The 21,651-nt window shown below is 72.0% G+C and carries 20 protein-coding genes and 2 tRNA genes; 10 read left to right on the top strand and 12 right to left on the bottom strand.

The window, feature by feature from the left end; all coding sequences use genetic code 11:
• Window positions 1–26: 26 nt before the first annotated feature.
• Window positions 27–929 (top strand): DUF8083 family protein, encoded by a 903-nt coding sequence (locus ABD345_RS26055; protein WP_486327090.1) that lies wholly within the window; start codon window positions 27–29, stop codon window positions 927–929.
• A 486-nt stretch (window positions 930–1,415) separates the two neighbouring features.
• Window positions 1,416–1,622, top strand: a complete 207-nt coding sequence (bldC, locus tag ABD345_RS26050) for a developmental transcriptional regulator BldC (RefSeq protein ID WP_030459248.1) — start codon at window positions 1,416–1,418, stop codon at window positions 1,620–1,622.
• 376 nt (window positions 1,623–1,998) lie between these two features.
• Here the strand turns inward: bldC and ABD345_RS26045 are convergent.
• Window positions 1,999–2,072: transfer RNA gene (locus tag ABD345_RS26045), tRNA-Asp, on the bottom strand.
• Between the two features lie 116 nt (window positions 2,073–2,188).
• Window positions 2,189–6,190, bottom strand: coding sequence for an ATP-dependent RNA helicase HrpA (gene hrpA / locus ABD345_RS26040; protein WP_344555149.1), 4,002 nt, complete (start codon window positions 6,188–6,190; stop codon window positions 2,189–2,191).
• A 208-nt stretch (window positions 6,191–6,398) separates the two neighbouring features.
• Between hrpA and ABD345_RS26035 the strand changes: the two genes are divergently transcribed.
• The 3 genes from ABD345_RS26035 to ABD345_RS26025 all read left to right on the top strand — a co-directional run bounded on the left by ABD345_RS26035 (window position 6,399) and on the right by ABD345_RS26025 (window position 8,430).
• Window positions 6,399–6,743, top strand: a complete 345-nt coding sequence (locus ABD345_RS26035; RefSeq protein ID WP_344555147.1) for a hypothetical protein — start codon at window positions 6,399–6,401, stop codon at window positions 6,741–6,743.
• A 47-nt stretch (window positions 6,744–6,790) separates the two neighbouring features.
• On the top strand, window positions 6,791–7,894 hold the full coding sequence (locus tag ABD345_RS26030) for a hypothetical protein (RefSeq protein WP_344555146.1): 1,104 nt from the start codon (window positions 6,791–6,793) through the stop codon (window positions 7,892–7,894).
• 101 nt (window positions 7,895–7,995) lie between these two features.
• A complete protein-coding gene (locus ABD345_RS26025; protein WP_344555145.1) occupies window positions 7,996–8,430 on the top strand; it encodes a PGPGW domain-containing protein in 435 nt (144 codons plus the stop codon).
• Window positions 8,431–8,666: 236 nt separating this feature from the next.
• Here the strand turns inward: ABD345_RS26025 and ABD345_RS26020 are convergent, their stop codons facing one another.
• The 4 genes from ABD345_RS26020 to ABD345_RS26005 form a co-directional block, all read right to left on the bottom strand.
• Window positions 8,667–9,344, bottom strand: coding sequence for an oxygenase MpaB family protein (locus ABD345_RS26020; RefSeq protein WP_344555143.1), 678 nt, complete (start codon window positions 9,342–9,344; stop codon window positions 8,667–8,669).
• Window positions 9,341–10,573 (bottom strand): MAB_1171c family putative transporter, encoded by a 1,233-nt coding sequence (locus ABD345_RS26015; protein WP_344555141.1) that lies wholly within the window; start codon window positions 10,571–10,573, stop codon window positions 9,341–9,343. Before ABD345_RS26015 ends, ABD345_RS26020 begins: the two co-directional genes overlap by 4 nt.
• On the bottom strand, window positions 10,566–11,042 hold the full coding sequence (locus tag ABD345_RS26010) for a hypothetical protein (RefSeq protein WP_344555139.1): 477 nt from the start codon (window positions 11,040–11,042) through the stop codon (window positions 10,566–10,568). The genes ABD345_RS26015 and ABD345_RS26010 overlap by 8 nt, the downstream gene beginning before the upstream one ends.
• 95 nt (window positions 11,043–11,137) lie before the next feature.
• Window positions 11,138–11,575 carry a helix-turn-helix domain-containing protein gene (locus tag ABD345_RS26005; protein WP_344555137.1) on the bottom strand — a complete coding sequence of 146 codons (438 nt, stop codon included), beginning with the start codon at window positions 11,573–11,575 and terminating at the stop codon, window positions 11,138–11,140.
• Window positions 11,576–11,996: 421 nt separating this feature from the next.
• Here ABD345_RS26005 and ABD345_RS26000 point away from each other — a divergent pair, with 421 nt between their 5' ends.
• Window positions 11,997–13,028: a glycosyltransferase family 2 protein gene (locus ABD345_RS26000; RefSeq protein ID WP_344555135.1), complete on the top strand. Its 1,032-nt coding sequence runs from the start codon at window positions 11,997–11,999 to the stop codon at window positions 13,026–13,028.
• A gap of 10 nt (window positions 13,029–13,038) precedes the next feature.
• On the opposite strand, the gene ABD345_RS25995 is transcribed toward ABD345_RS26000, so the two are convergent.
• From ABD345_RS25995 to ABD345_RS25985, 3 genes are all read right to left on the bottom strand, one after another.
• The gene (locus tag ABD345_RS25995) at window positions 13,039–13,677 is read right to left on the bottom strand and encodes an SMI1/KNR4 family protein (RefSeq protein ID WP_344555133.1); all 639 of its coding nucleotides are present in this window, start codon (window positions 13,675–13,677) and stop codon (window positions 13,039–13,041) included.
• Between the two features lie 38 nt (window positions 13,678–13,715).
• Entirely contained in the window at window positions 13,716–15,584 is a 1,869-nt protein-coding gene (locus tag ABD345_RS25990) for an N-acetylmuramoyl-L-alanine amidase (RefSeq protein WP_344555209.1), read from the bottom strand.
• Window positions 15,585–15,713: 129 nt separating this feature from the next.
• The gene (locus ABD345_RS25985; protein ID WP_344555129.1) at window positions 15,714–16,013 is read right to left on the bottom strand and encodes a putative antibiotic biosynthesis monooxygenase; all 300 of its coding nucleotides are present in this window, start codon (window positions 16,011–16,013) and stop codon (window positions 15,714–15,716) included.
• A gap of 173 nt (window positions 16,014–16,186) precedes the next feature.
• On the opposite strand from ABD345_RS25985, the gene ABD345_RS25980 reads away from it, so the two are divergent.
• The gene (locus tag ABD345_RS25980; RefSeq protein WP_344555127.1) at window positions 16,187–16,783 is read left to right on the top strand and encodes a TetR/AcrR family transcriptional regulator; all 597 of its coding nucleotides are present in this window, start codon (window positions 16,187–16,189) and stop codon (window positions 16,781–16,783) included.
• A 73-nt stretch (window positions 16,784–16,856) separates the two neighbouring features.
• Here ABD345_RS25980 and ABD345_RS25975 read toward each other — a convergent pair whose 3' ends face one another.
• A complete protein-coding gene (locus ABD345_RS25975; RefSeq protein WP_344555125.1) occupies window positions 16,857–17,282 on the bottom strand; it encodes a VOC family protein in 426 nt (141 codons plus the stop codon).
• 100 nt (window positions 17,283–17,382) lie between these two features.
• On the opposite strand from ABD345_RS25975, the gene ABD345_RS25970 reads away from it, so the two are divergent.
• Window positions 17,383–18,159 carry a TetR/AcrR family transcriptional regulator gene (locus ABD345_RS25970; RefSeq protein ID WP_344555123.1) on the top strand — a complete coding sequence of 259 codons (777 nt, stop codon included), beginning with the start codon at window positions 17,383–17,385 and terminating at the stop codon, window positions 18,157–18,159.
• A gap of 1 nt (window position 18,160) precedes the next feature.
• On the opposite strand, the gene ABD345_RS25965 is transcribed toward ABD345_RS25970, so the two are convergent.
• On the bottom strand, window positions 18,161–18,706 hold the full coding sequence (locus ABD345_RS25965) for a Uma2 family endonuclease (protein WP_344555121.1): 546 nt from the start codon (window positions 18,704–18,706) through the stop codon (window positions 18,161–18,163).
• A gap of 143 nt (window positions 18,707–18,849) precedes the next feature.
• Window positions 18,850–18,927 (bottom strand) — tRNA-Phe (locus ABD345_RS25960).
• Between the two features lie 186 nt (window positions 18,928–19,113).
• Here ABD345_RS25960 and ABD345_RS25955 point away from each other — a divergent pair.
• The gene (locus ABD345_RS25955) at window positions 19,114–21,171 is read left to right on the top strand and encodes a GNAT family N-acetyltransferase (protein ID WP_051942585.1); all 2,058 of its coding nucleotides are present in this window, start codon (window positions 19,114–19,116) and stop codon (window positions 21,169–21,171) included.
• Entirely contained in the window at window positions 21,168–21,647 is a 480-nt protein-coding gene (locus tag ABD345_RS25950) for an ASCH domain-containing protein (protein WP_232248042.1), read from the top strand. The genes ABD345_RS25955 and ABD345_RS25950 overlap by 4 nt, the downstream gene beginning before the upstream one ends.
• Window positions 21,648–21,651: the final 4 nt, after the last annotated feature.

Here is a 21,651-nt window from a genome sequence, read left to right as displayed (position 1 = left end):
GGGGGGCGCGTGCGACGATGCGGAGCGTGACCGCCTGGCGCACGACCGTGCTTCCTCCGTACACCGCGCAGCTGCGGGTCTACGAGCCGCTGGCCGCCTTCCCCGAGCCCGAGCGCGCCCGCTGGCAGGCGTACGCGGCCGCGCACGGCCCGGACGCCCTGGGGCCGGGGCAGCCGGTCACCGCGGCGGCGCTGGCCGAGCAGCGGGCCGCGCTGGCCGCGCTGGCGGCCCTGACGCCCCGTCCGCTGCCCGAGCAGGAGGACGAGCGGGCGTACGTGCGGGTGCTGGACGGGGTGACCTACGTGTGCCCCTGGACGACCCGGCTGCGGGGCTGGCTGGCCCTGCAGGAGCTGCAGCGGACGCTGCCCGCGCACCTGCTGGACACGGTGCTGCCGCCGGCCCTGCGGGCCGCCGGGGAGGCGGACCGGGAGCGCTGGCAGCAGGAGCACCCCGACGCCCGGCCGTGGATCGCCTCCAGCCGCTGGGAGGTGCCGCTGCGCTGGTTCCTGCCGTTCGGCGAGGAGGACCGGCAGCACGTGCCGGAGGGCGAGTACGGGTCGTCCGGGGAGGGCGAGCGGCCGGAACCGGCCGCGCTGTTCTACCTGACGCCGATGGTGCAGGCCCGCCGCCGGGTGGCCCGGGCCTACCGGGTGCTGCGGGAGCGGGCACCGGGCGGGCCGCTGGGGGCCGGCGCGGAGGAGGTCGGGCGGTGGCTGGAGGAGTTCCACCCGCGCTCGCTGGTGGAGCTGGACTACGGCGGCCTGGCCAGGCTGCTGGGGCCGCGCGGGCTGGCCGGGGAGCGCTCGGTGGGCGAACTGGCGGACGGGCTGGGCGCCTTGCGGGCCGGGGACACCGACGGGGCGCTGCGGGCCTACGAGGGGCTGACGGCGCGCTGGCGGCGGGTGCTGGCGCTGCGGCAGGCGTCCTGAACCGGCCGGGGTGAAACGCGGAGGGGATGATGGGGCGTCAGAAAATTGGCACTGGTCGAAGGAGCGGGTCAGGGGGGAGGATGGTCCATACCATTGGCGTGGTTTCCGGGACCATGGTCCCGGATCGGGTCAATCCCCATGGAACGTGATACTACTCACCGTTGACGCGAACTCAGACCTATATGCCAAAATGGGACAACCAGCCCAAGCGCGCACAGGCGTGTCGCAACGTGACCGGACGTCACCACTGCGTGACTGTCCGCTATGGGATGGTCCGGGGCCTTCCGTCGCTCTTGAACCCGTGAGGGGTCAATTTTGGCGGTATGGCCGATGGGGCTGGACGGATGGTGTAGTTGTAGACACCAGGACAAGCCGTTCGTCCTATAACCGACTCGGCCCGTCCGTGCCATTTCGGGCATCACGGGCCAAGGTGCAGAATTTGAAGGATAGAACCGCCCTGGTTCGGTTCTCCCGAGGAGGCCGCTCATGACCGCTCGTACCCCTGACGCCGAGCCCCTGCTGACGCCGGCAGAGGTCGCCACCATGTTCCGCGTGGATCCGAAGACGGTGACCCGCTGGGCCAAGGCCGGCAAGCTCACGTCGATCCGGACCCTCGGCGGCCACCGCCGCTACCGCGAGGCGGAGGTGCGCGCCCTGCTGGCCGGTATTCCGGCCCAGCGCACCGAGGTCTGATTCCCCGTACTTCCCGGGCAGCCCCCCGACTCCGCCGGGTCGGGGCGCCGCCGACGGCTTGAGGGCCGCTTCCTCCGACTCCGCCGGGTCGGAGGGGGCGGCCCTCCGGCATGTCCGGGGAAGGCCGCCCGTGGCGCCCGGGAGGGCGGTCCGGGGCGGAGCACGCGATTCCCTTTGGGATGGCTGGGGGAGGGGGGCATTACTGGGAATGGCAGTACAATTTTACATATTAAATCAGGGCGCTTTGTGGAGATGCTCCCGAAGTCGTGTCTCAAGACGTGTTCAGTGACGGTGATCACAGCCGCGTTATCTTGCGGGGCGCTCCGGAAATGCGATAAGGCCCGGAACCTTGGGGGTTCCGGGCCTTACGCTACTGCGATCCCGACGGGACTTGAACCCGCGACCTCCACCTTGACAGGGTGGCGAGCTAACCAACTGCTCCACGGGACCAGTGTTCTGATCCTTGCCCGCCTGCTCTCGCCTGCGAACAAGACAGACTGTACTGCATCGCGACCCCCCAGGTCGAACCGGCTCCGGAGCACCCCGGAACCGGCCCGACCAGGCCCTCAGAGGGTGGCCGCCGCGGCCTCCATCGCCTTGAGGATCCGCTTCTCCGACACCGGACTCGGCGTCCCCAGGCCCTGGGCGAAGAAACTCACCCGCAGCTCCTCGATCATCCAGCGGATCGACCGCACCTCCGCCGACGGCTCCCGGCCCGCCGGCACCCTCGCCAGCAGCTCCCCGTACGCCTGCTGCACCGCCTGCACCTTCACCAGGTTCTGCAGGTCGCGCTGCGGGTGGTTGGGCAGCGCCTCCAACCGGCGGTCCACCGCCAGCAGGTAGCGCTTCAGGTCGCCCAGCCGCTGCCAGCCGGTGTCGGCCACGAAGCCCGGGTGCACCAGCGAGGCCAGGTGCAGTCGGACGTCGTTCACCGCGGACAGCAGCACCGGGCTGGAGACCGACTTCAACCGGGTGGACGCCTTGTGGAAGGCGATCAGCACCGACGCCGTCTTCAGCGTGGTGTCCGCCGACAGCTCGTACAGGTCCGCCCGGACCTTGTCGTACAGCGCGTCGAACGCCTCCGCGTCCCAGACCACCCCGCCGTTCAGCGTCATCAGCCGGTCCGTCGCCGCCGCCACCACGTCCTCGAACAGGGCCGGGACCGAGCCGTGCGGGTTGTACGACAGGGCCAGCTTCGCCTGGTTGCCCAGCCGGCCCTGGATCGACTTGGCCGGGGAGTTGACCCGCAGCATCAGCAGCCGGCGGGTGCCCGCCCACATCGCCCGCTGCTGGGCCTCCGGGGTGTCGAACAGCTTGATGCCGACCGAGCCGCCCTCGTCCACCAGCGCCGGGTAGGCGCGCAGCGAGTGGCCCTTGGAGCGCTGCTCGAAGGTGCGCTGCAGCACCGGCAGGTCGTCCGGCCAGGCGGACAGGCCGGTGCGCTCGATGCCGCGGCCGGACGCGGCGCTGGAGAGCGTCGCCGACAGCTTCGGCTGCAGCTTCAGGCGCAGCTCCTCCAGGTCCTTGGACTCGGCGAGCTTCCGCTTGCCGTCCACCACCCGGAAGGTCACCTTCAGGTGGTCCGGGATCCGCTCCTCGTCCCACGCCTCCGGCGGGATCGGCAGGCCCGACATCCGGTGCAGCACCCGCTCCAGCGTCGGCAGCAACGGCTCCTGCCGGTCGGTCAGTTCGCGCATCGCCGCCCGGGCGTAGTCCGGCGCCGGGACGAAGTTGCGGCGCACCGCCTTCGGCAGCGAGCGGATCCAGGCCGTCACCAGCTCGGCGCGCAGGCCCGGGATCTGCCAGTCGAAGCCCTCCGACACCACCTGGTTGAGCACCGCCAGCGGGATGTGCACCGTCACGCCGTCCGCGTCGCTGCCCGGCTCGAACTGGTACGTCAGCGGGAAGCGCAGCTTGCCCTGCTGCCAGAAGTCCGGGTAGTCGGCCTCGGTGACGCCGTCCGCCGAGTCGTTGATCAGCATCGACTTCTCGAAGTTGAGCAGGTCGGGCTGCTCGCGGCGGGTCTTCTTCCACCAGGCGTCGAAGTGCCGCCCGGAGACCACGTCCTCGGGCAGCCGGGCGTCGTAGAAGTCGAACAGGGTCTGGTCGTCCACCAGGATGTCCCGGCGGCGGGCCCGGTTCTCCAGCTCCTCGACCTCGTCGAGCAGCTTGCGGTTCTCCGCGAAGAACCGGTGGTGGGTCTCCCAGTCGCCCTCCACCAGCGCGGTCCGGATGAACAGCTCCCGGCACAGCTCCGGGTCGATCCGGCCGTAGTTGACCTTGCGCTGGGCGACGATCGGCAGCCCGTACAGGGTGACCCGCTCGTACGCCAGCACCGCGCCGGCCTTCTTCTCCCAGTGCGGCTCGCTGTACGTGCGCTTGATCAGGTGCGCCGCCAGCGGCTCCACCCACTCCGGCTCGATCTTCGCGTTGATCCGCGCCCACAGCCGGGAGGTCTCCACCAGCTCGGCCGACATCACCCAGCGCGGCGGCTTCTTGAACAGGCCCGAACCCGGGAACACCGCGAACCGGGCGCCGCGGGCGCCCGCGTACTCGCGCTTCTCCACGTCGAACAGGCCCAGGTGGGAGAGCAGGCCCGACAGCAGCGCCTGGTGGATCCGGTCCGCGTCCGGCTCACCTTCCTGGCCGTCGGCCCTCGTCGGGTCCTCGTCGATCGTCACGCCGAGCTGCTTGGCGATGGTGCGCAGCTGGACGTAGACGTCCTGCCACTCCCGTATCCGCAGGTAGTTGAGGAACTCGGACTTGCACATCCGGCGGAACGCCGAGGAGGACAGCTCCTTCTGCTGCTCCCGCACGTAGCGCCAGATCGACAGGTAGGACAGGAAGTCGGAGGTCTCCGACTGGAAGCGGCGGTGCCGGTCGTCGGCGGCCTGGCGCTTCTCGGCCGGGCGCTCGCGCGGGTCCTGGATGGAGAGCGCGGCCGCGATCACCATCACGTCCCGGACGCAGCCGAGCCGGTCGGCCTCCAGCACCATCCGGGCCATCCGCGGGTCCACCGGGAGCTGGGCGAGCTTGCGGCCCAGCTCGGTCAGCCGCTTGCGGTGGTCCTTCTCCTCCGGGTCGAGGGCGCCCAGCTCGTGCAGCAGGTTGACGCCGTCCTTGATGTTCCGGGAGTCCGGCGGGTCGAGGAACGGGAAGGCCGCGATGTCGCCCAGGCCCGCCGCCGTCATCTGCAGGATCACCGAGGCCAGGTTGGTGCGCAGGATCTCGGCGTCGGTGAACTCCGGCCGGGAGAGGAAGTCCTCCTCCGAGTACAGCCGGATGCAGATGCCGTCCGAGGTGCGGCCGCAGCGGCCCTTGCGCTGGTTGGCGCTGGCCTGCGAGACGGCCTCGATCGGGAGCCGCTGCACCTTGGTGCGGTGGCTGTAGCGGGAGATCCGGGCGGTGCCCGGGTCGATCACGTACTTGATGCCGGGGACGGTCAGCGAGGTCTCGGCGACGTTGGTGGCCAGCACCACCCGGCGCTGCGAGGAGCGCTGGAACACCCGGTGCTGCTCGGCCGAGGAGAGCCGGGCGTAGAGGGGGAGGACCTCGGTGGACTTCAGTTTCAGCTTGGTCAGCGCGTCGGCGGTGTCGCGGATCTCGCGCTCGCCGGAGAGGAACACCAGGATGTCGCCCGGGCCCTCCGCCTGCAGCTCCTCGACGGCCTCGCAGATGCCCTGGATCTGGTCCCGGTCGCGGTCCCGGTCGTTGCCGTCCGCGTCGTCGTCGAGGGCCGGGTCCTCGGCGGACTCGATCAGCGGGCGGTAGCGGACCTCCACCGGGTAGGTGCGGCCGGAGACCTCGATGATCGGCGCGTCGTCGAAGTGCGCGGCGAACCGCTCCGGGTCGATGGTCGCGGAGGTGATGACCACCTTGAGGTCGGGGCGGCGGGGCAGCAACTGCTTGAGGTAGCCGAGCAGGAAGTCGATGTTCAGGCTGCGCTCGTGCGCCTCGTCGATGATCAGGGTGTCGTACTGGCGCAGGTCCCGGTCGGTCTGGATCTCGGCCAGCAGGATGCCGTCCGTCATCAGCTTCACCAGGGTGTCCTGGCCGGCCTGGTCGGTGAACCGGACCTTCCAGCCGACCGCCTCGCCCAGCGGGGTGTCCAGCTCCTCGGCGACCCGCTCGGCCACCGTGCGGGCGGCGATCCGGCGCGGCTGGGTGTGGCCGATCAGGCCCTGGACGCCGCGGCCCAGCTCCAGGCAGATCTTCGGGATCTGGGTGGTCTTGCCGGAGCCGGTCTCGCCCGCCACGATCACCACCTGGTGGTCGCGGACGGCGGCCAGGATCTCGTCCTTCTTCTGCGCGACCGGCAGCTCCTGCGGGTACCGGATCACCGGCACCGCCGCCCGCCGGGACGCCACCCGGGCCTCGGAACGGTCGAAGTCGGACGCCAGCTCGGCCAGGACCTTCTGCCGGCCCTCGGCCGACCTGACCTTGCGGGTGCCCTCCAGACGGCGGCCGAGCCGCTGCGCGTCGCGCAGCATCACGCCGGGAAGCCGGGCGGCCAGCTCCGCGAAGGTGGGGGCGGGCTGCGGGGCGACGGGAGAACTCACTGCGGGCATCCCTCTAGATTGCATAAGGCCGGGGCCGGGGCGCACCTCGGTTTTTGTCGGTTTCGAGCCCCCCCAGTGTCACAGGCGGGGCGGGCGGACCGCGAACAGCCCGGACGGGGCTCCCGGGGCCGGACCCGCCCATTTCATCCGGGCGCCGTACTGACTAGCCTGGGGGGAACGGATTTTCGGGGAGTACGCGGGGGACAGGGGGACGGTCATGGGTCTGTGGGGCGACATCAAGCACCTCGCCGGCGACGTGGTCCAGGTCGGCGAGGACATCGTCATGGCGCCGGCCGAGATCGCGCACTGGGCGCTCGGCAAGATGTTCGGCGACGCCGACGCGGAACTGAACAAGATCGCCGAGGAGCTGGCCGAACTCGGCAAGCAGGTCGACGGCCTCGGCCGCGACGTCAACGCCGTGCTCGGCTCGATGACCTGGCACGGCGCCGCGGCGGACGCCTTCATCGCGCACGCCCAGGGCCGGGTCCGCGAACTGAACACCGTGGCGGACGAACTGGGACAGCTGAGCGGCTCGGTCAAGCAGCTCGCCAACGTCCTGTAGCACTTCCCGGTCGGGGTGACGAGATAGAAGTAGGGGGGAACACCGCGATGGCGGGGGACCAGTTCGGTTTCCAGGTGGGCGAACTGCTGAAGATCCAACGGGACTTCGAGCAGGTCAACCAGCGCATGGAAGAGATGACCGGCAAGATCGGCCACATCAAGGCGACCATCGCCAAGGCGGCCGTCACCGACGTCTTCTCGGGCGGCATCCTGGGGATCTTCGGAGCGGCGAAGGTCCTGGAGGAGGTGACCGGGAGGGTCCGGGAGATCCACGCCCGGGCCGAGGAGCTGACGAAGGCGAAGGAGAAGCTCACCAAGGAGTTGGGCGAGGACGCGGCGAAGATCAAGCAGATGCTCGCCGCGTACGAGGACGTCGAGCGGAAGATCGCCGAGGACCTCAAGCGCAAGCACTCCGAGCAGCCCAAGCCCCCCGCGCCGAAGTCGCCCGGCACCGGGATCGACAGCGCGGGCGGTGGCGGTGGTGGCGGGGGCACCGGCGGTGGTGGTGGCGGTCACGCCGCGCAGCCCTCCTCGCCGCACACCGGCGGCACCGACACCAGCGGCAACGACGGGACGGGCATCGTCAGCGGGCCGGGCGGCAAGCACGACGGCCCCAAGATCAAGGACCGCTCGACCGGCGACTGGAAGACCAAGATCGTCAACGGCAACAGCTGGGACGCCTGGTCCGACCACCGGCACCCGCGCAACGGCGAGGGCGGCGGCGTCCAGGCCCAGCCCAAGCTGGACGGGGTGTCGGACGAGCGCAAGGCGATGGTCGAACGGGCGATGGAGCGGGTCCAGCGCAAGCTCGGCTACAGCCAGGGCGCCGTCACCAACGGCTACCGGGTCGACTGCTCCGGCTTCGTCTCCGCCGCCTGGGGCCTGCCCGGCCCCGGCACCACCACCGGACCGCTGATCAGCGAGAAGGCGGGCATCGCGCACCACATCGCCCGCAGCGACCTCCAGCCGGGCGACGCGCTGGTGGTCGACAACAGCAAGGAGCAGCACGTGGTGCTGTTCGGCGGCTGGGCGGACGCGGCGCACACCCAGGCGATCATCCTGGAGGACTGCGGCAGCAGGGGCTGCATCTCGCACCAGGAACCGATCTCCAAGCTGGCCGCGTACACCCCGATCCGGAAGAACGGCATGTGACGCCCCCGGCGGGGCCGGCGGCGCGGTGGGAGACATCGGCACTGCCGGCCCCCCGGTGTCGGGCCTCCGGGAACCGCGGGCCGTCCGGTTAGGGTGGACGGATGAACGAGCAGCAGCGACCGGGATTCGAGGCGGACCCGACCGCGGTCCACCCCGTGGCCCGGGTGGCCTTCGGCGTGGCCGGGACGGCGCTCATCGTGGTGGGCGTGGTGCTGCTGGTCCTGCCCGGCCCCGGCATGCTCCTGCTGCTGGCCGGCATGGTGCTCGTCGCCCGCGCGGTACCGGCCTTCGCCCGCTTCGTGGAACCGGTACGGGCCAAGGCCATGCAGGGCGTCGAGGCCAGCGTCGCCTCCGGCTGGCGGATCGCGGGCTCGGTCCTCGCCGGACTCGGCCTGATCGCCGCGGGCGTCGTCGCCGCGGCCGTCCCCTCCCTGCCGCTCGCGGGCTGGGCCACTGGCACCAGCCTGGTCCTGTCCGGCCTGATCCTGCTCGGCCTGCTCGCCTGGAGCCACCGCCGGGTGCACGGCCGGCGGTAGGCGAAATCAGGGGCCCGGGGAACTGTCGGCAGACGGGCATGCACCATCAGGGGCCCGGGGAACGGCGGGTCGATGCTGCTGACGGCCGGAGCCCATCGGAGTGTCCGTGCTGCTGCGTGCCGTAAACAGAACCCGAAGCGGCGGCACCCAACGGCAGTCAACCGTCAGCAGCCACGGCCTCGCCGTTCCCCGAGCCCCTGAACGCGCGTACTGCCGAGCCCCTGGTGGGGCTCTCTTCAGTGCGTGAGGTGGAAGGCGAGGCGGGCCGCCGCGCGGAGGGGGAGGGGCGGGCGGGGGAGGGTGAAGGCGTCGCGGAGGGGGGCGTCGAGCAGGGCGGCGGCGAAGGCGGGGGCGTGCCGGGCGAGGGGGCCGGGGAGGCGGGCGGCGAAGAGCGGGGCGACGGCGTGCCAGAGGGCGCGGCCGGCCTCGCTGGGGGCGAACCTGGCGGTCTCGAACTCCCGCATCCAGGCGGCGGTCTCGGCCAGGGTGGGCCCGGGCGGCGGCGGGAGGCGGAGGGCGGCGGCGAGGTCGGTGGCGAAGGCGGCGGCCGCTTCGCGTTCGGCGGGGGTGCCCGCCGCGAACTCGACCGGGCAGACGGTGAAGCAGGCCAGCACGTAGCGCATCAGCTCCTCGTCCACGCCGGGGATCCGGTGCATCGCGGCGAGTTCGGCGACGATCTCCCGCCCGGCGGGGCTCTCGACGCCGTGGCCGATCAGGGCGAACATCATCGCGCCGGTGGCCTTCGCGCGGGCTTTCGGAGTGGCGGCCAACTTGCCGGTGCCGGACAGGACTTCGGCGATCTCGGGGACGGCGAAGGTGCGGACGAAGCCGAGCGAGAGGCCGACCCGGGCGCGTTGCGGGCGGCGGTGCAGGACGAGTGCGGCGAAGGCGTCCCGGGGTGGCGGGGGGTTCACGCGAGGGGTTCCAGGGCCCGTTCCAGCAGTGGGGAGCGCAGGTAGGCGGCGACCAGGACGAGGTGGGCGCGCTCCTCGGCGGGGGCGGTGTCCAGGCCGGGCAGGGCGGCCTGTTCCTCGCGCGGGCGGGGCACCGCGCCGGTGCCGAGGGCGGTGACGGCGGAGCGCAGCGCGGCGGCGACGACCAGGGCGTCCCGGTGGCCGGGGGCGAGCGAGGCGCGGCCGGCCAGGCGTTCGGCGGCGTGCACGGCGGCGGGGTCGACGAACGGCCGGAGGGTCAGCTGGCCGTCCCGGATCTCCAGCCCGCGCCGGGTGGTGCGCCATTCGAGGTCGCGCAGGGCGATGCGTTCGCGCCAGGCGGGGGAGGGCGGGCCCTCCAGGGCGAGGCGGCGGTCGGCCCGGTAGACCAGGTCCCAGAGCGGGCGCAGCGCGCGGAAGTCGCGGCGGCGGACGGCCCAGGCGGCGCCGGCCGGTCCGGCGAAGCCGCAGGTGATGCCGATCGCGCCGAGGGCGGCGAAGGCCGGGCCGAGGGCGGTGCTGAGCCATTCGGCGCCGTCGACGCCCGCGTGGGCGAGGGCGATGGCGGCGATCTTGCACAGCACGTAGCCGCAGGCGGTGAGCGCGCCGAGGGCGATCAGCCGGATGCCGCGGCGCAGCCAGCCGTCGGGGAGCCGGGCGGCGTGGCCGAGGCAGACCCGGCCGATGTCGACCAGCGCGTAGGCGAACAGGCCCTGGTAGAGCATCAGGAACAGGGCGGTGGCGGTGCGCGGGGCGAAGGTGGTGTCGAAGGTGAGCGGGGTCTCCGGCCGGTACGGGCCGCCGGCCAGGAACAGGGCGGCGAGGACGGGGACGAGGGCGGCGAAGACGGCGGTGCGGCGGCGCACCCGCTGCCGCAGCCGGTCGTCCAGCGGGGCCCAGACCTGGGTGCCGGCGCGCTCCTCGGGCGGGGTCCAGACCAGGGCGAGGACCACGGCGGCGGCCGAGAAGCCGACGATGCCGAGGTAGACGAACAGAGTGGCGAGGTTCCCGACGCCGGTGAGGCGGCCGACCGTCCGGTACAGCAGCGGGGAGGCGAGCAGGAAGGCGGTGGCCGGGGAGGCGACGGCCAGGGCGACCACCAGCAGGCCGAAGGACGGGTCGCGCCGCCAGGCCCTGAGCTTCAGCGCGGCGACCAGCCAGGCGGCGCTGCCGATGCCCAGGTAGACCAGGTCGTACGGCAGTTCAGACATGCTGTCCCTTGCGGTGCTCCAGCGCGGGGGCGAGCTGGGAGGTGGTGCCGGCGCCGGGGGCGAGGACCAGCAGGCGCATCAACTCGGCGCCGAGGACCTCGGCCTCCTCTTCGGCGGCGTCGTCGTAGTGCGAGCGGCCGAGCACCAGCCGGACCATGTCCGGGTCGATGGTGGGCAGTTCGACGAGTTCGGCGTCCTGCCCGGGGGGCGCGGGCGCGCTCAGGTGGCCGCAGAGCAGGTGGGCGAGCTCGTGGCAGACGATGTGCGCCCGGTGCAGTCCGGAGGTCTCCTGCTCGACGTGGACGACGTCCTCGGCGGGGAGGCGTTCGACGAAGCCGGAGGGCTCGCCGACCCGCATCCGGCGCGGGGCGATCCGGATCGGCCGGTCCAGGTGCGCGGAGACCGCGTCGCACAGTTCCTCGACGGTGCTCAGCGGTGGCAGGCGCAGGTCGCGCGCGACCGCCCGCATCCTCCGGCGGGTCCGCCCCAGTCCGCTCCCCACACCCCGCACGTCGACCCCTTCCGGTAGCCGCCAGTGTCCCAGCGGCACCTGCTGGCGCTCCGTCACGTCACCGGGCCGGCCTCGTCCGGCTGCCCGTCGGTCAGGCCCACGGCCCGCCGCAACTGCTCCACAATAGTGAGTGCGGCGTCCTGCATCTCGGGGGGCAGCCCGGCCGCGCGCATCGCGATCCGCTCGACCCGGGCGTCCCGCAGGGCCTCGATCTTGCGCAGGTCCTGCTCCACGGCGTGGGCGGTCCCGGAATCGGAGAAGTAGTCCAGCGGGACGCCGAAGAACTTCGCGATCCGGACGGCGTTCTCCAGGCTCGGTTTCTGGGTTCCCTTGCGGAGGTTGCCGATGTACGTGCCGCTCAGGCCGGTGCCTTCGGCGATTTCGGTGTCCCGCCAGGGGCGGCCGAGGTCCTTGGGGTAGATCACCGCTATCAGGCGCCGGAAGCGGCTGGCGAAGTCCGGGGCTTCGGCGCGGGATGAGTCCTGGGGCATGTGCCGGATCATAGAGGGTCCTTACCCCCGGGCGTATCCTCCGTCCAGCCCTTTCTGCACGATCGTTGGCGGAATCGTGGCGGAAACGTGGTGGACGATCACCAGGGGGCCCGGATCGTGGCGGAGGAATCCACGATAGTTGACACACCGTGGAGCCGGTCGGCAGGATCGGTGTCCGGAAGCTCGGGCGCCGTTGCCCCACGGGGGTGGGCAGCGGCGCTCGGTCGTTCCCGGAGCCCGCCGCGGCGCCCTTTTCCCGCGGCCGGCGCCCACCGGAATTCGGAGGACGGAACTCCGCTACTTTCTTTCCATCTTCCGTTCCCTGCAAGGTCGTTCAGGCCGGATATGCTGCGCGCGTCCGCGCCCGGCGGCATTTCCGCCCGCCTATTCGGGCGCCCAGCCCGAAAGGCCCGCGCAGCCGATGGCACCCCGTCTCTCCGTCGTCGTCCCGGTGTACAACGTCGAGCGCTACCTCGCCGCCTGCCTGGAGTCGATCGCCGCCCAGGCGTTCACCGACCTGGAGTGCGTCATGGTCGACGACGGCTCCACCGACGGCAGCGCGGCCATCGCCGAGCGGTACGCCGCGATCGACCCCCGCTTCCGGCTGGTCCGGCAGGAGAACCAGGGCCTCGGCGCGGCCCGCAACACCGGCGTGCGCCACCTCGCCCCCGGCACCGAGTACCTGGCCTTCGTCGACAGCGACGACGTGGTGCCGCCGCACGCCTACCGGCTGATGGTCGACACCCTGGACGGCACCGGCTCGGACTTCGCCACCGGCAACGTCCTGCGGCTGCGCACCGCCGGGCTGGAACCCTCGCACGTGCACGTCCGCCCGTTCGCCGAGACCCGGCTGCGCACCCACGTCAGCGAACTGCCCGCGCTGGTCACCGACCGCACCGCCTGGAACAAGGTCTACCGGCGCTCCTTCTACGCCGCGGCCGGCCTGGACTACCCCGAGGGCATGCTCTACGAGGACGCCCCGGTCAGCGTCCCGCACCACTTCCTGGCGGAGCGCGTCGACGTGCTGTCCGAGCCGGTCTACCACTGGCGGATCCGCGAGGACGGCGACAGCTCGATCACCCAGCGCCGCACCGACCCGCGCGGCCTGGCCGACCGGGTCCGCTCCATCGAACTCGTCCGCGGCTGGCTGCTCGACCGGCCCGAGCCCGTCTTCCGCGAGCACCTGCGGGCCTACGACCACAACACCCTGGTCGAGGAGATCCCGATGTTCTTCTGGACGATCCCCGACGGCGACCACGACTACCGGTACGCCTACCACCGGCACGTCACCCGGCTGGTCAGCGCCATCGGGGACGACCGGATCGACGCCCTGCCGCGCTTCCTGCGCCTCAAGTACCGCCTCACCGTGGCCGGTCGGGTGCACACCCTGGCGAACGTCCAGCGCCTGCACCGCCGGGTGCGCAACACCCGCAAGGCGCTGCGCCGGAAGTAGCGCCTGCCGCTCAGCGCCGCCCGCGGGACTCGACCTCGGCGCGGGCCAGCCACTCCAGGTACCAGGTGCGGAAGTCCGGGGCCTGCTGCGCCATCAGCCCGTCCGCGGCGAACGCGTCGTCCCAGACGCTGCCCCGGTGCGGGCCGGAGACCACCAGCCAGGACGAGTAGCCGCAGCCCTGCTCGCCGATCTGCACCGAGCCCGCCGTCATCCGGCGGCGCAGCGCCCCCCACTCGTCGTCCCAGACCCGGAACGCGGCCAGGTGGGCCTCCGGGTCGGGGAAGTCCTCCTCCCGTGGCTCGCGGGCGGTGAACTCCGCGTCCAGCCGGGCGCGTTCCGCCACCGAGAGGAACTCCGCCGCCAGGTCCCCCGGCCCGTCGTACTGCCCCGGCCAGCCCCAGCCGTCCGGGGAGTCGGTCAGCGGGAACAGGCCGTAGTACGGGCCGGCGCCGCCCGCGCCGACCTCGGCCAGGAAGGTGCGGTACTCGGCGGGCAGGGTGATCCGCAACTGCTCTTCGGCCCGCGCGAGTTGGTATTCGGTCAGCGGGGCGGCCAGGGTGAAGCGGTGCCGTCCGGAGCCGAACGCCCGCCCGCGGTACGGCCGGAGGGCGGCCAGCCGGGCCCGGACCCCGGCCCAGTTCGTCGTCATGCGGCGGACCCTACGCGGTCGCCCGGCCGGGCGGCAGCTCAGTTTCCGGGGCAGGCCGGGGCCGCCGAACCGCCCTGCACGTCGGTCGACTTGAGGTAGGCCAGCCGGTGGCCGTAGCGGATCGGGTAGTAGGTGTCGCAGCCGACCACCAGGGTGCGGTCCTCCGGGGCGTCGCCATTGATGTTCCGCGCGTAGTAGAAGTCGCCCCGCACCGGTTCGGCGTCCGCGGCCGGGTACGCCTGCCCGGCCGGGACGGTCGCCGACAGCGGCACCACCTGCTGGACCGGGATCGACGGGTGGCCCCGGTAGGCCGCGGCCTCCGGGTAGGCGCGGCCGTACACCGGGACCGAGGCCGCGCCGGGGCGCGGGGTGAGCACCGTCCGGCCGGAGCGGGTGTCGGGGGCGCTGACCGATCCGGCGGGGTCGGCGAACCACGCCTTCTGCCCGTCGTACCAGATCGCCGTCCAGCCGTCGGCGGTGTCCGCGACCACGTAGTGGGTGCCGGTGACGGCCTTGTCGCGCCAGTCGGCGGCGTCCCGGGTGCCGCCGTTCAGCAGCGGGGCGTCGGCGGACGGGCCGGTGTGCAGCGGGACGAAGTTCTCCGGCCGGTCCGGAGTGCCGTTCACCGCGGGGCGGTTGGTGTCGAACGCGGGGGCGACGGTGATCACCGCGCCGACCGCGGGCGGCCCGGTGTGCGCGGGCAGCGGGGCGCCCAGCAGGTCGAGGTAGTGCGCCCAGTCCCAGAAGGTGCCCGGGTCCCAGTGCATGCCGGCCACGTTCGCCTGCACCGGGCCCGGCACGTCGTCGTGCCCGAGGACGTGCTCCCGGTCCAGCGGGATGCCGTAGCGCGCGGCCAGGTGGCGCACCAGCGCGGCGGAGGACCGGTACAGCTGCTCCGAGTACCAGGTCGGCCGGTCCTTGGGGAAGGCGTAGCCCTCGTGCTCGATGCCGATGCCGTGCATGTTGAAGGTCTTGTTGCCCGCGTGCCAGGCCACGTCCCGGTTGCTCACCAGCTGGGCGACGTGCCCGTCCGAGGAGCGCACCAGGTAGTGCGCGCTGGCCTGGCTCTTCGGGTTGCGGAAGGTGGCGAGCGAGCCGTCGTAGCCGCCCTCGGTGTCGTGCAGCACGACGTACTGGATCCGCTGGCCGTCGTCCGGGCGGTTCGCCTTGGTGTAGTTGCCGTACGAGGAAGGGTCCGCGGGGTCGGTCAGCGCGTACGCGGCCGGGCGCGGCTCGCAGTCCAGCCCGGCCGGGCAGTCGGCGGCGGCGTCGCCGGAGCGGGGCGCCGGGCGGGCCGGGCGGTCGACCCGCAGGGCGGGGGCGCCGGCCAGCCGGACGTGCCGGCCGTCGGCGGTGGTGCGTTCGGCGCCGGTGCGCAGGGTGTCGAACACCCGGTCCGCGAACGGGCTCTCGTCGCTGCCGCCGTACCGGGCCACCGCCCGGTACCAGTCGCCCGGGTCGGCGCTCGCGGCCCGGCCGGACTCCCGCTGGTACTGCGCCAGCAGCGCGGCGGCGGCCCGCAGGTTCTGCGCCGGGTCGGCCGCGACCTGCTCGGCGGGACGGCCGATCAGCCGGGCGGCGGCGTCCAGGGTGTGCAGTCGCGGGCCGTCCGCGCCGGGCGGGACGGCGGCCGGGTCGACCCGGGTCAGCCCCGCCACCCCGTAGTTGCCGGTGGTGCTGGGCGCGCCGTCGTGCGACTCCCACCTGGTCTGCTGGTAGGCCACCGCCAGCAGCAGCCCCTCCGGAACGCCGAACTCGGCCGCGGCGGAGGCGAACCGGCGCTGCAGCGACTCCGCGGCGGGCTGCCGGTCGGCGGCGGGCCGCTGTCCGGTGGCGGCGGCCGGGGCCGCACCCAGGACGGCGGCGACCAGGGCCGTCGCGGCGGCCGCGGCGGCGGCCCGGGGCATCCGGATCACCGGGGACCTCCCTGCTGGTGGGCACGCCCGTGGACGTCCCCGGGCGGTCGCGACGCTACCGGCCGGGCCCGGCCGGACGGCGCTGCGACCCGCTGCCGGAAGGGTGGCCGGCCGCGGGCCTCAGCCCCGGCGGCGCAGCAGGGCGGCCCGGGCTCGCAGCAGCGCGGGCACCAGCAGGTAGACCACGGTGGGGACGACCAGGCCGGTGATGACCAGCACCCGCAGCGGCACGGACAGGCCGGCCAGCTCCGGGCCGAGCAGGAGTTGGGCCAGCGTGATCGCCGGATAGACGGCCAGCCAGGTGAGCAGGGCGCGGACGTGCACGGACGGCGCGGCGGCGGCTTCCGGGGTGGTGGCGGCGGTGGGGGCGGTCGGGGCGGTGGCGGTGACGGCGGTGGCGGTGACGGCGGTGGTCGACACGGGTTCCTCCTGGTCGGTCGGCTGGGAGGGGCGGCGGCAGGGTGCGGTAGTGGGGTGCGGTAGTGGGGTGCGGCAGGCCCCGCGGTGGTGGCTCGAAGCTAACCAACCAACCAGTTGGGTGTCAACTATCCAGTTGGTTGGCAGGTCCGCCCCTCCCGCCCTACGCTGACCGCATGACCCAGGACCCGACCTCCACCAAGCAACGGCTGCTCTCCGCCGCCAGGGAAGAGTTCGCCGCGCACGGGATCGCGGGCGCCCGCGTGGACCGCATCGCCGAACTGGCCGGCGTCAACAAGGAGCGCATCTACGGCTACTTCGGCAGCAAGCAGAAGCTCTTCGACCAGGTGGTCGCGCTGGCCCTGGACGAACTCGCCGAAGCCGTCCCGCTGCGCCCCGGCGACGACCCCGCCGAGTACGTGGGCCGGGTGTACGACTTCCACCGGGCCAACCCCGTCCTGCTGCGGCTCTCGCTCTGGGAGGGCCTGCACCACCGGGACGGCGCGCTGTCCAACGAGGAGCACCGGGCCACCCACTACGAACGGAAGGTCGCCGCGCTCGCCGAGACCTTCGGCACCGAGGTCTCCCCGCAGGTCACCTCCTGCCTGCTGAGCCTGATCGCGCTGGCCGCCTGGCCGCACGCGGTGCCCCAGATGTCCCGGCTGATCCTGGGCGCCGGGCCGCAGGCCGACCTGCGCGCCCAACTGGTGGCGTTCGCCCGGCAGGCGGTCGCGGACGCGCTCCCGGCCGGGAGGGCCGGCGCGCAGGCGTAGCGGGGGCGCCCGTGCGGACGTGCCGGTGCCCCCGGAGCGGGAACCCGCTCCGGGGGCACCGCGCCGTCCCCCGCTACGCCTGCGCGCCGACCCCCTCCCCGATCCCCTGCTCGGCCCCCTCCGGGGTCAGCCACTGGACGAACTGCACGACGATCCCGTTCGGGTCGGTGACCTGGAACAGCCGCTCGCCCCACGGCTCGTCCAGCAGCGGCATGGTGATCGCCACCCCCGCCGCCTTCAGCCGGGCCTCGGTGGCGGCCGCGTCGCCCACGGTGAAGGCCAGGATCAGCCCGGCCGCGTGCTGCTCGCGGAGGCCCTCCGGCAGCACCTCCAGGCCGCGGCGGAGCAGGACGACGTTCATCCCGGCGCTCGGGTGGCCGAGCGAGACGAAGCCGTCGGCGGACATCTCCTCGCGGAAGCCGAGGTGGGTGGAGAGGAAGGCGGCGGAGGCCGCGACGTCCTCGACGTTCAGGGACACGGCGGAGCGGTTGATCTTCAAGGGGGGTCCTTCCGGATCAGGAGGGTCGGGCTGCACCAGAATCTCCGTACGCCGTACACTATACACAGTACGGAGATTTTTGCGTGGAAGAATCCCCCGCATGGCCAGCAACCGGAGCAGCGCCGGAGACCCGGCGCAGACCCTCGCCCTGCTCTGGGGCGTCCCCACCGCCCCCGCCGCCGGACGGCGCGGGCCCCGGCAGGCCCAGTCACCCGCCGCGATCGCCGCCGCCGCGATCCGGGTCGCCGACGCCGAAGGGCTGGACGCCGTCACCATGCGCCGGGTCGCCCAGGAACTCGGCCTCTCCCCGATGGCGCTCTACACCTACGTCCCGGGCAAGGCCGAACTGCTCGACCTGATGCTCGACACCCTCTACGCCGCGATGCCCCGCAGCACCCCCGCCGACCCGGGCTGGCGCGCCCGCGCCGCCGCCGTCGCCGACGACAACCGCGCCCTCTACGCAGCCCACCCCTGGACCGCCGCCGTCCCCACCACCCGCCCGCCGCTCGGCCCCGGCCTGATGGCCAAGTACGAGTACGAGCTGCGCGCCCTGGAGGACACCGGCCTCGACGACGTCCGCCTCGACGCCGCCCTCACCCACCTGCTCGGCTTCGTCCACACCTGCGCCCGGATGGCCGCCGACGCCCGCGCCGCCCAGCAGGACAGCGCCATGAACGACCAGCAGTGGTGGGAAGCCAACGCCGACCTCCTCGCCCGCGTCCTCGACCCCGCCCGCTACCCCGTCGCCACCCGCGTGGGCACCGCCGCCGGCCAGGCCCAGGGCGCCGCCCACGACGCCGACCACGCCTACGAGTTCGGCCTCCCCCGCATCCTCGACGGCCTCGCCGCCCTGATCGAGCGGACCCCGCCGCGGTGAACTAGTACGGCAGCAACCCGGTCGTCACCAGCTCGAATCCGAACGGCTCGGGAATCCGCAGCGTCTCACCGAAGTCGACGTCCTCGCGCCGGTGGTACCGGCTGCCGTCCGGCCGGCTGAACAGCGTGACCGTCCGCTGCCGGGCGTCGACCAGCAGGTACAGCGGAATGCCCATCAGCGGGTAGTCGCGGACCTTGCCCACCCAGTCGTTCTCCGGGTTCGACGGGGAAACCAACTCGACGGCGACGGCGGCGAGTTCGGCCGGCACCTGGTTGGCCGCCGTCTCCAGCGCATCGCCCGGCAGGTAGGTCAGGTCCGGATTGCGGCTCTTGCCGACGTGCGGCGATACCAGGTCGGTGTTCTCGCTGGGCAGCAGCTCCAGCGGCGCATGGGCGTCGAACTGCCGCCGGACCACCAGCAGGTTGCGCTGGTGGATGCCCGAAGGGCCGACCATCACCACGATGGTGTCGCCCGAGATCTCCACCTTGAAGCCCTCCGGAAGGCTCCGGCGTGCCTCCTCCAGGAGAGCGAAGTGCTCCGGGGTCACGAGGACTCCTCCCGCCGCAGGCCGACCGACAGCCCAGGGTAAGCCCGGGTGTGTCGGCAGCCACGGAGTCGAGCCCGGACCGGTGGCGCCCGGACACGAGGAAGGCCCCGGAGCTGCTGCTCCGGGGCCTTCCTCACCAGCTGTGGCCAGGGCCGGGGTCGAACCGGCGACCTTCCGCTTTTCAGGCCAAGCCGGGGCGGTGGGATGCCCTGGTTTGGGCGATTCTGCCGTCCGTAGAAGGCTGCCATCGGACGCCGTCGTTTGGGTCGGTTGGCGTCAGCGTTGGCGTCAACCGGGGCGGGCTGGAAGTGTCACCAGGTAACAGACTGCTCCTTGATTCACACGATTCTCCGTGCCGGTTCCGCCGAAGAGGCGAGACTGAGCCTGCATCTCTCGGGAGGGGACTGATGGGGATCAAGATCGTGCCGGCGTCCGGTACGCAGGCGGACATGATCGAAGCGGCGATCGCGCTAGGAAATCGTTACACCAAGACGCTGGGCCTGTTGACTCCACCCGTCTACCAGAACGCCGCGGACGAGGGCGGCCTGCTGATCGCAGTCGACGGTGATGAGGTGATCGGCTACGCGCTCTGCGGACTTCCCAAGCGGAGCCCACATGTCCGCTTGACTCACCTTTGTGTCGCCGAGGAACGCCGGGGTGAAGGCGTTGCTCGCCTGCTGGTGGAGACCATCCGGACCAGGTACTCGCAGCGGCTCGGGATCAAGGTCAAGTGTCGGCGTGACTATGGGCTCACGGAAATGTGGACGAGTCTCGGTTTCGTCCCGCGTGGTGAGGTGCGGGGCCGTAGCAAGAATGGCGACGACCTGGACGGCTGGTGGCATGATCACAGTCATCCAGACCTCTTCACCGACGTCGAGAGCGATGCGCTGACCATCGTCGTCGACCACGGAGTGTTCGCGGACCTGCGCGGGCTGACTCCTTCACCCGGAGCGCTGGAGTCGGAGGCACTGGAGGCCGGCTGGCTGGCCGATCTCGTGGAGTTGGCCTTCACCCCTCAACTGTTCCGTGACGTCCGTGAGATCGCTGATGCGGCGGAGCGCAAGCATCAGCGGGCTGCCCTCTCTGGACTGCGCCAGATCACTCCTGCTTCGGAACCCGTGGCTGCCAGAAGCCGCGAGTTGCTCGAGGCGGCCCGTGGCGTCGGGGTCGACCTGTCCGAAGGGTCCGAACTGGAGCGGCGCGTAAGGTACGTGGCCGAGACCTCGTGTGCGGGGCTCCAGGTACTCGTCACACGTGATCCGCTGCTCGCCGGGTTGGCGGACGTAGCATGGGACATCGCCGGAGTACGGGTCGTCCATCCGTCGGTCGTCACCCTTCACGTGGACGAACTGCACCAGGCCCAGGTCTACAGGCCGGCCGATCTTATGGGCACCGAGTTTCGGGTCGGGGAGGTCGCTCCGGGCACCGAGGGCGAACTCGTCGCCTTCTTCGACCAGTCGAGCAGCGACAACGGCTCGGCCTTCGCACGACGACTCCGGGGGCTTGCGGAGGACGCCGTCGTGTGGCGTCGGGAGCTCCTCCGTGACGGGGACGGCCGACCGGTCGCTCTGTACGTATGGGCGATGGACGGCCGGACGTTGACTGTGCCCCTCCTGCGTACGGCTACACACCGGTTGGAGCAGACCCTGGCCCGGCAGTTGCTCTTCGGGTTGAAGCGCCTGGGTCGTGAGCGGGGCGCTCGAGCGGTACATATCTCGGACGCATTCATCTCGCCCGTCGCAAGGGCAGCTGCTGGCAGTGATGGATTCTTCGAGCATCAAGGCGGTCAAGCGGCCTTGCTTGTCGACGTGATTGGGACGGCCGATGCAGTCACGCAGTCCGCTGCGGAGGCCGCTCGTGGCCTGGGGTGTACGGCGACAGTCCTCCATACAGGACTGCCAGCCGAGGTGACGGGAGCCGTGGAGCGGGCCTGGTGGCCGGCCAAGGTCATGGACTCTCTGATGCCCTCCTTCATGGCGCCCATCAAACCGCGTTGGTCCACGGAGCTGTTCAACGTTCCCGCGATGCTGCTGCCGCGGAGCAGCGAGCTGGGAATCAGTCGCGAGCACGTCTACTACCGGTCACCCGGGCACCGGAACGAGAGCGTCCCGGGCCGCCTGCTCTGGTACGTCAGCGAGGGATTGCCCGGCCAGGACGGGCAGATGGTGATCGGTTGTTCGCGCTTGGACGAGGTGGTGATCGACACAGCTGACACCCTGTTCGCTAGATTCGAACACCTGGGCGTATATGGTCGAGCCGAGGTCCGCGAGATCGCCCACGAGGGCTCAGGTCGAGCGATGGCCTTGCGATTCTCGGACACTGAGATCTTCCCCAAACCGGTGACGCTGCGACAGCTGAAGTCGTTTGCCGGTGACCTGGGCCTACCGTTGTCCCTGATCTCGCTGACGAAGATCGACAACAGGCTGTTCCAAGCGATCTACGAAGAAGGGCATCGAAGGACGTGAACGAGCCGGAGCGCGCGATGCTGCTGTCCGTCCACCCCCGTTTCGCCACCGCGATTCTCGCCGGCAGTAAGACCGTGGAGGTGCGTCGACAGCGCGTCGCCGTCCCGCCGGGCACGCCCGTCGTGCTCTACGCCACTGCTCCCACAATGGCCCTGGTCGGAGCGGCTCTGGTCGCTGCCGTCCATGTCGGCTCTCCTCGGGAGGTCTGGGCGGCACACCGGGCGCAAACGGGCATCAGCAGGCGCGAGTTTGACGAATACATGAGCGGTGCTTCGCAGGCAAGCGGTCTCACACTTACGGAACCGGTTACTTTCGAGGAACCGGTTCCGCTCAGCGCGCTTCGGGCTGCCGGACCGTTCCACCCGCCGCAGAGCTACCGCTACCTCCACGGTGAGTCGCTCCGGCAGATGGTGGAAGCATCGTCTGCCGCAGGGGCTGTCCTGCAGGGCGTTTTGGGTACCCCGGTCCCTGTGTAACTCA

The sequence above is a fragment of the Kitasatospora saccharophila genome (assembly GCF_039529925.1).
In the GTDB taxonomy this organism is placed as follows: Bacteria; Actinomycetota; Actinomycetes; order Streptomycetales; family Streptomycetaceae; genus Kitasatospora; species Kitasatospora saccharophila.
The sequence above is the reverse complement of the archived record's forward strand: the minus strand, read 5'-3'. Positions and strand labels throughout refer to the sequence as shown.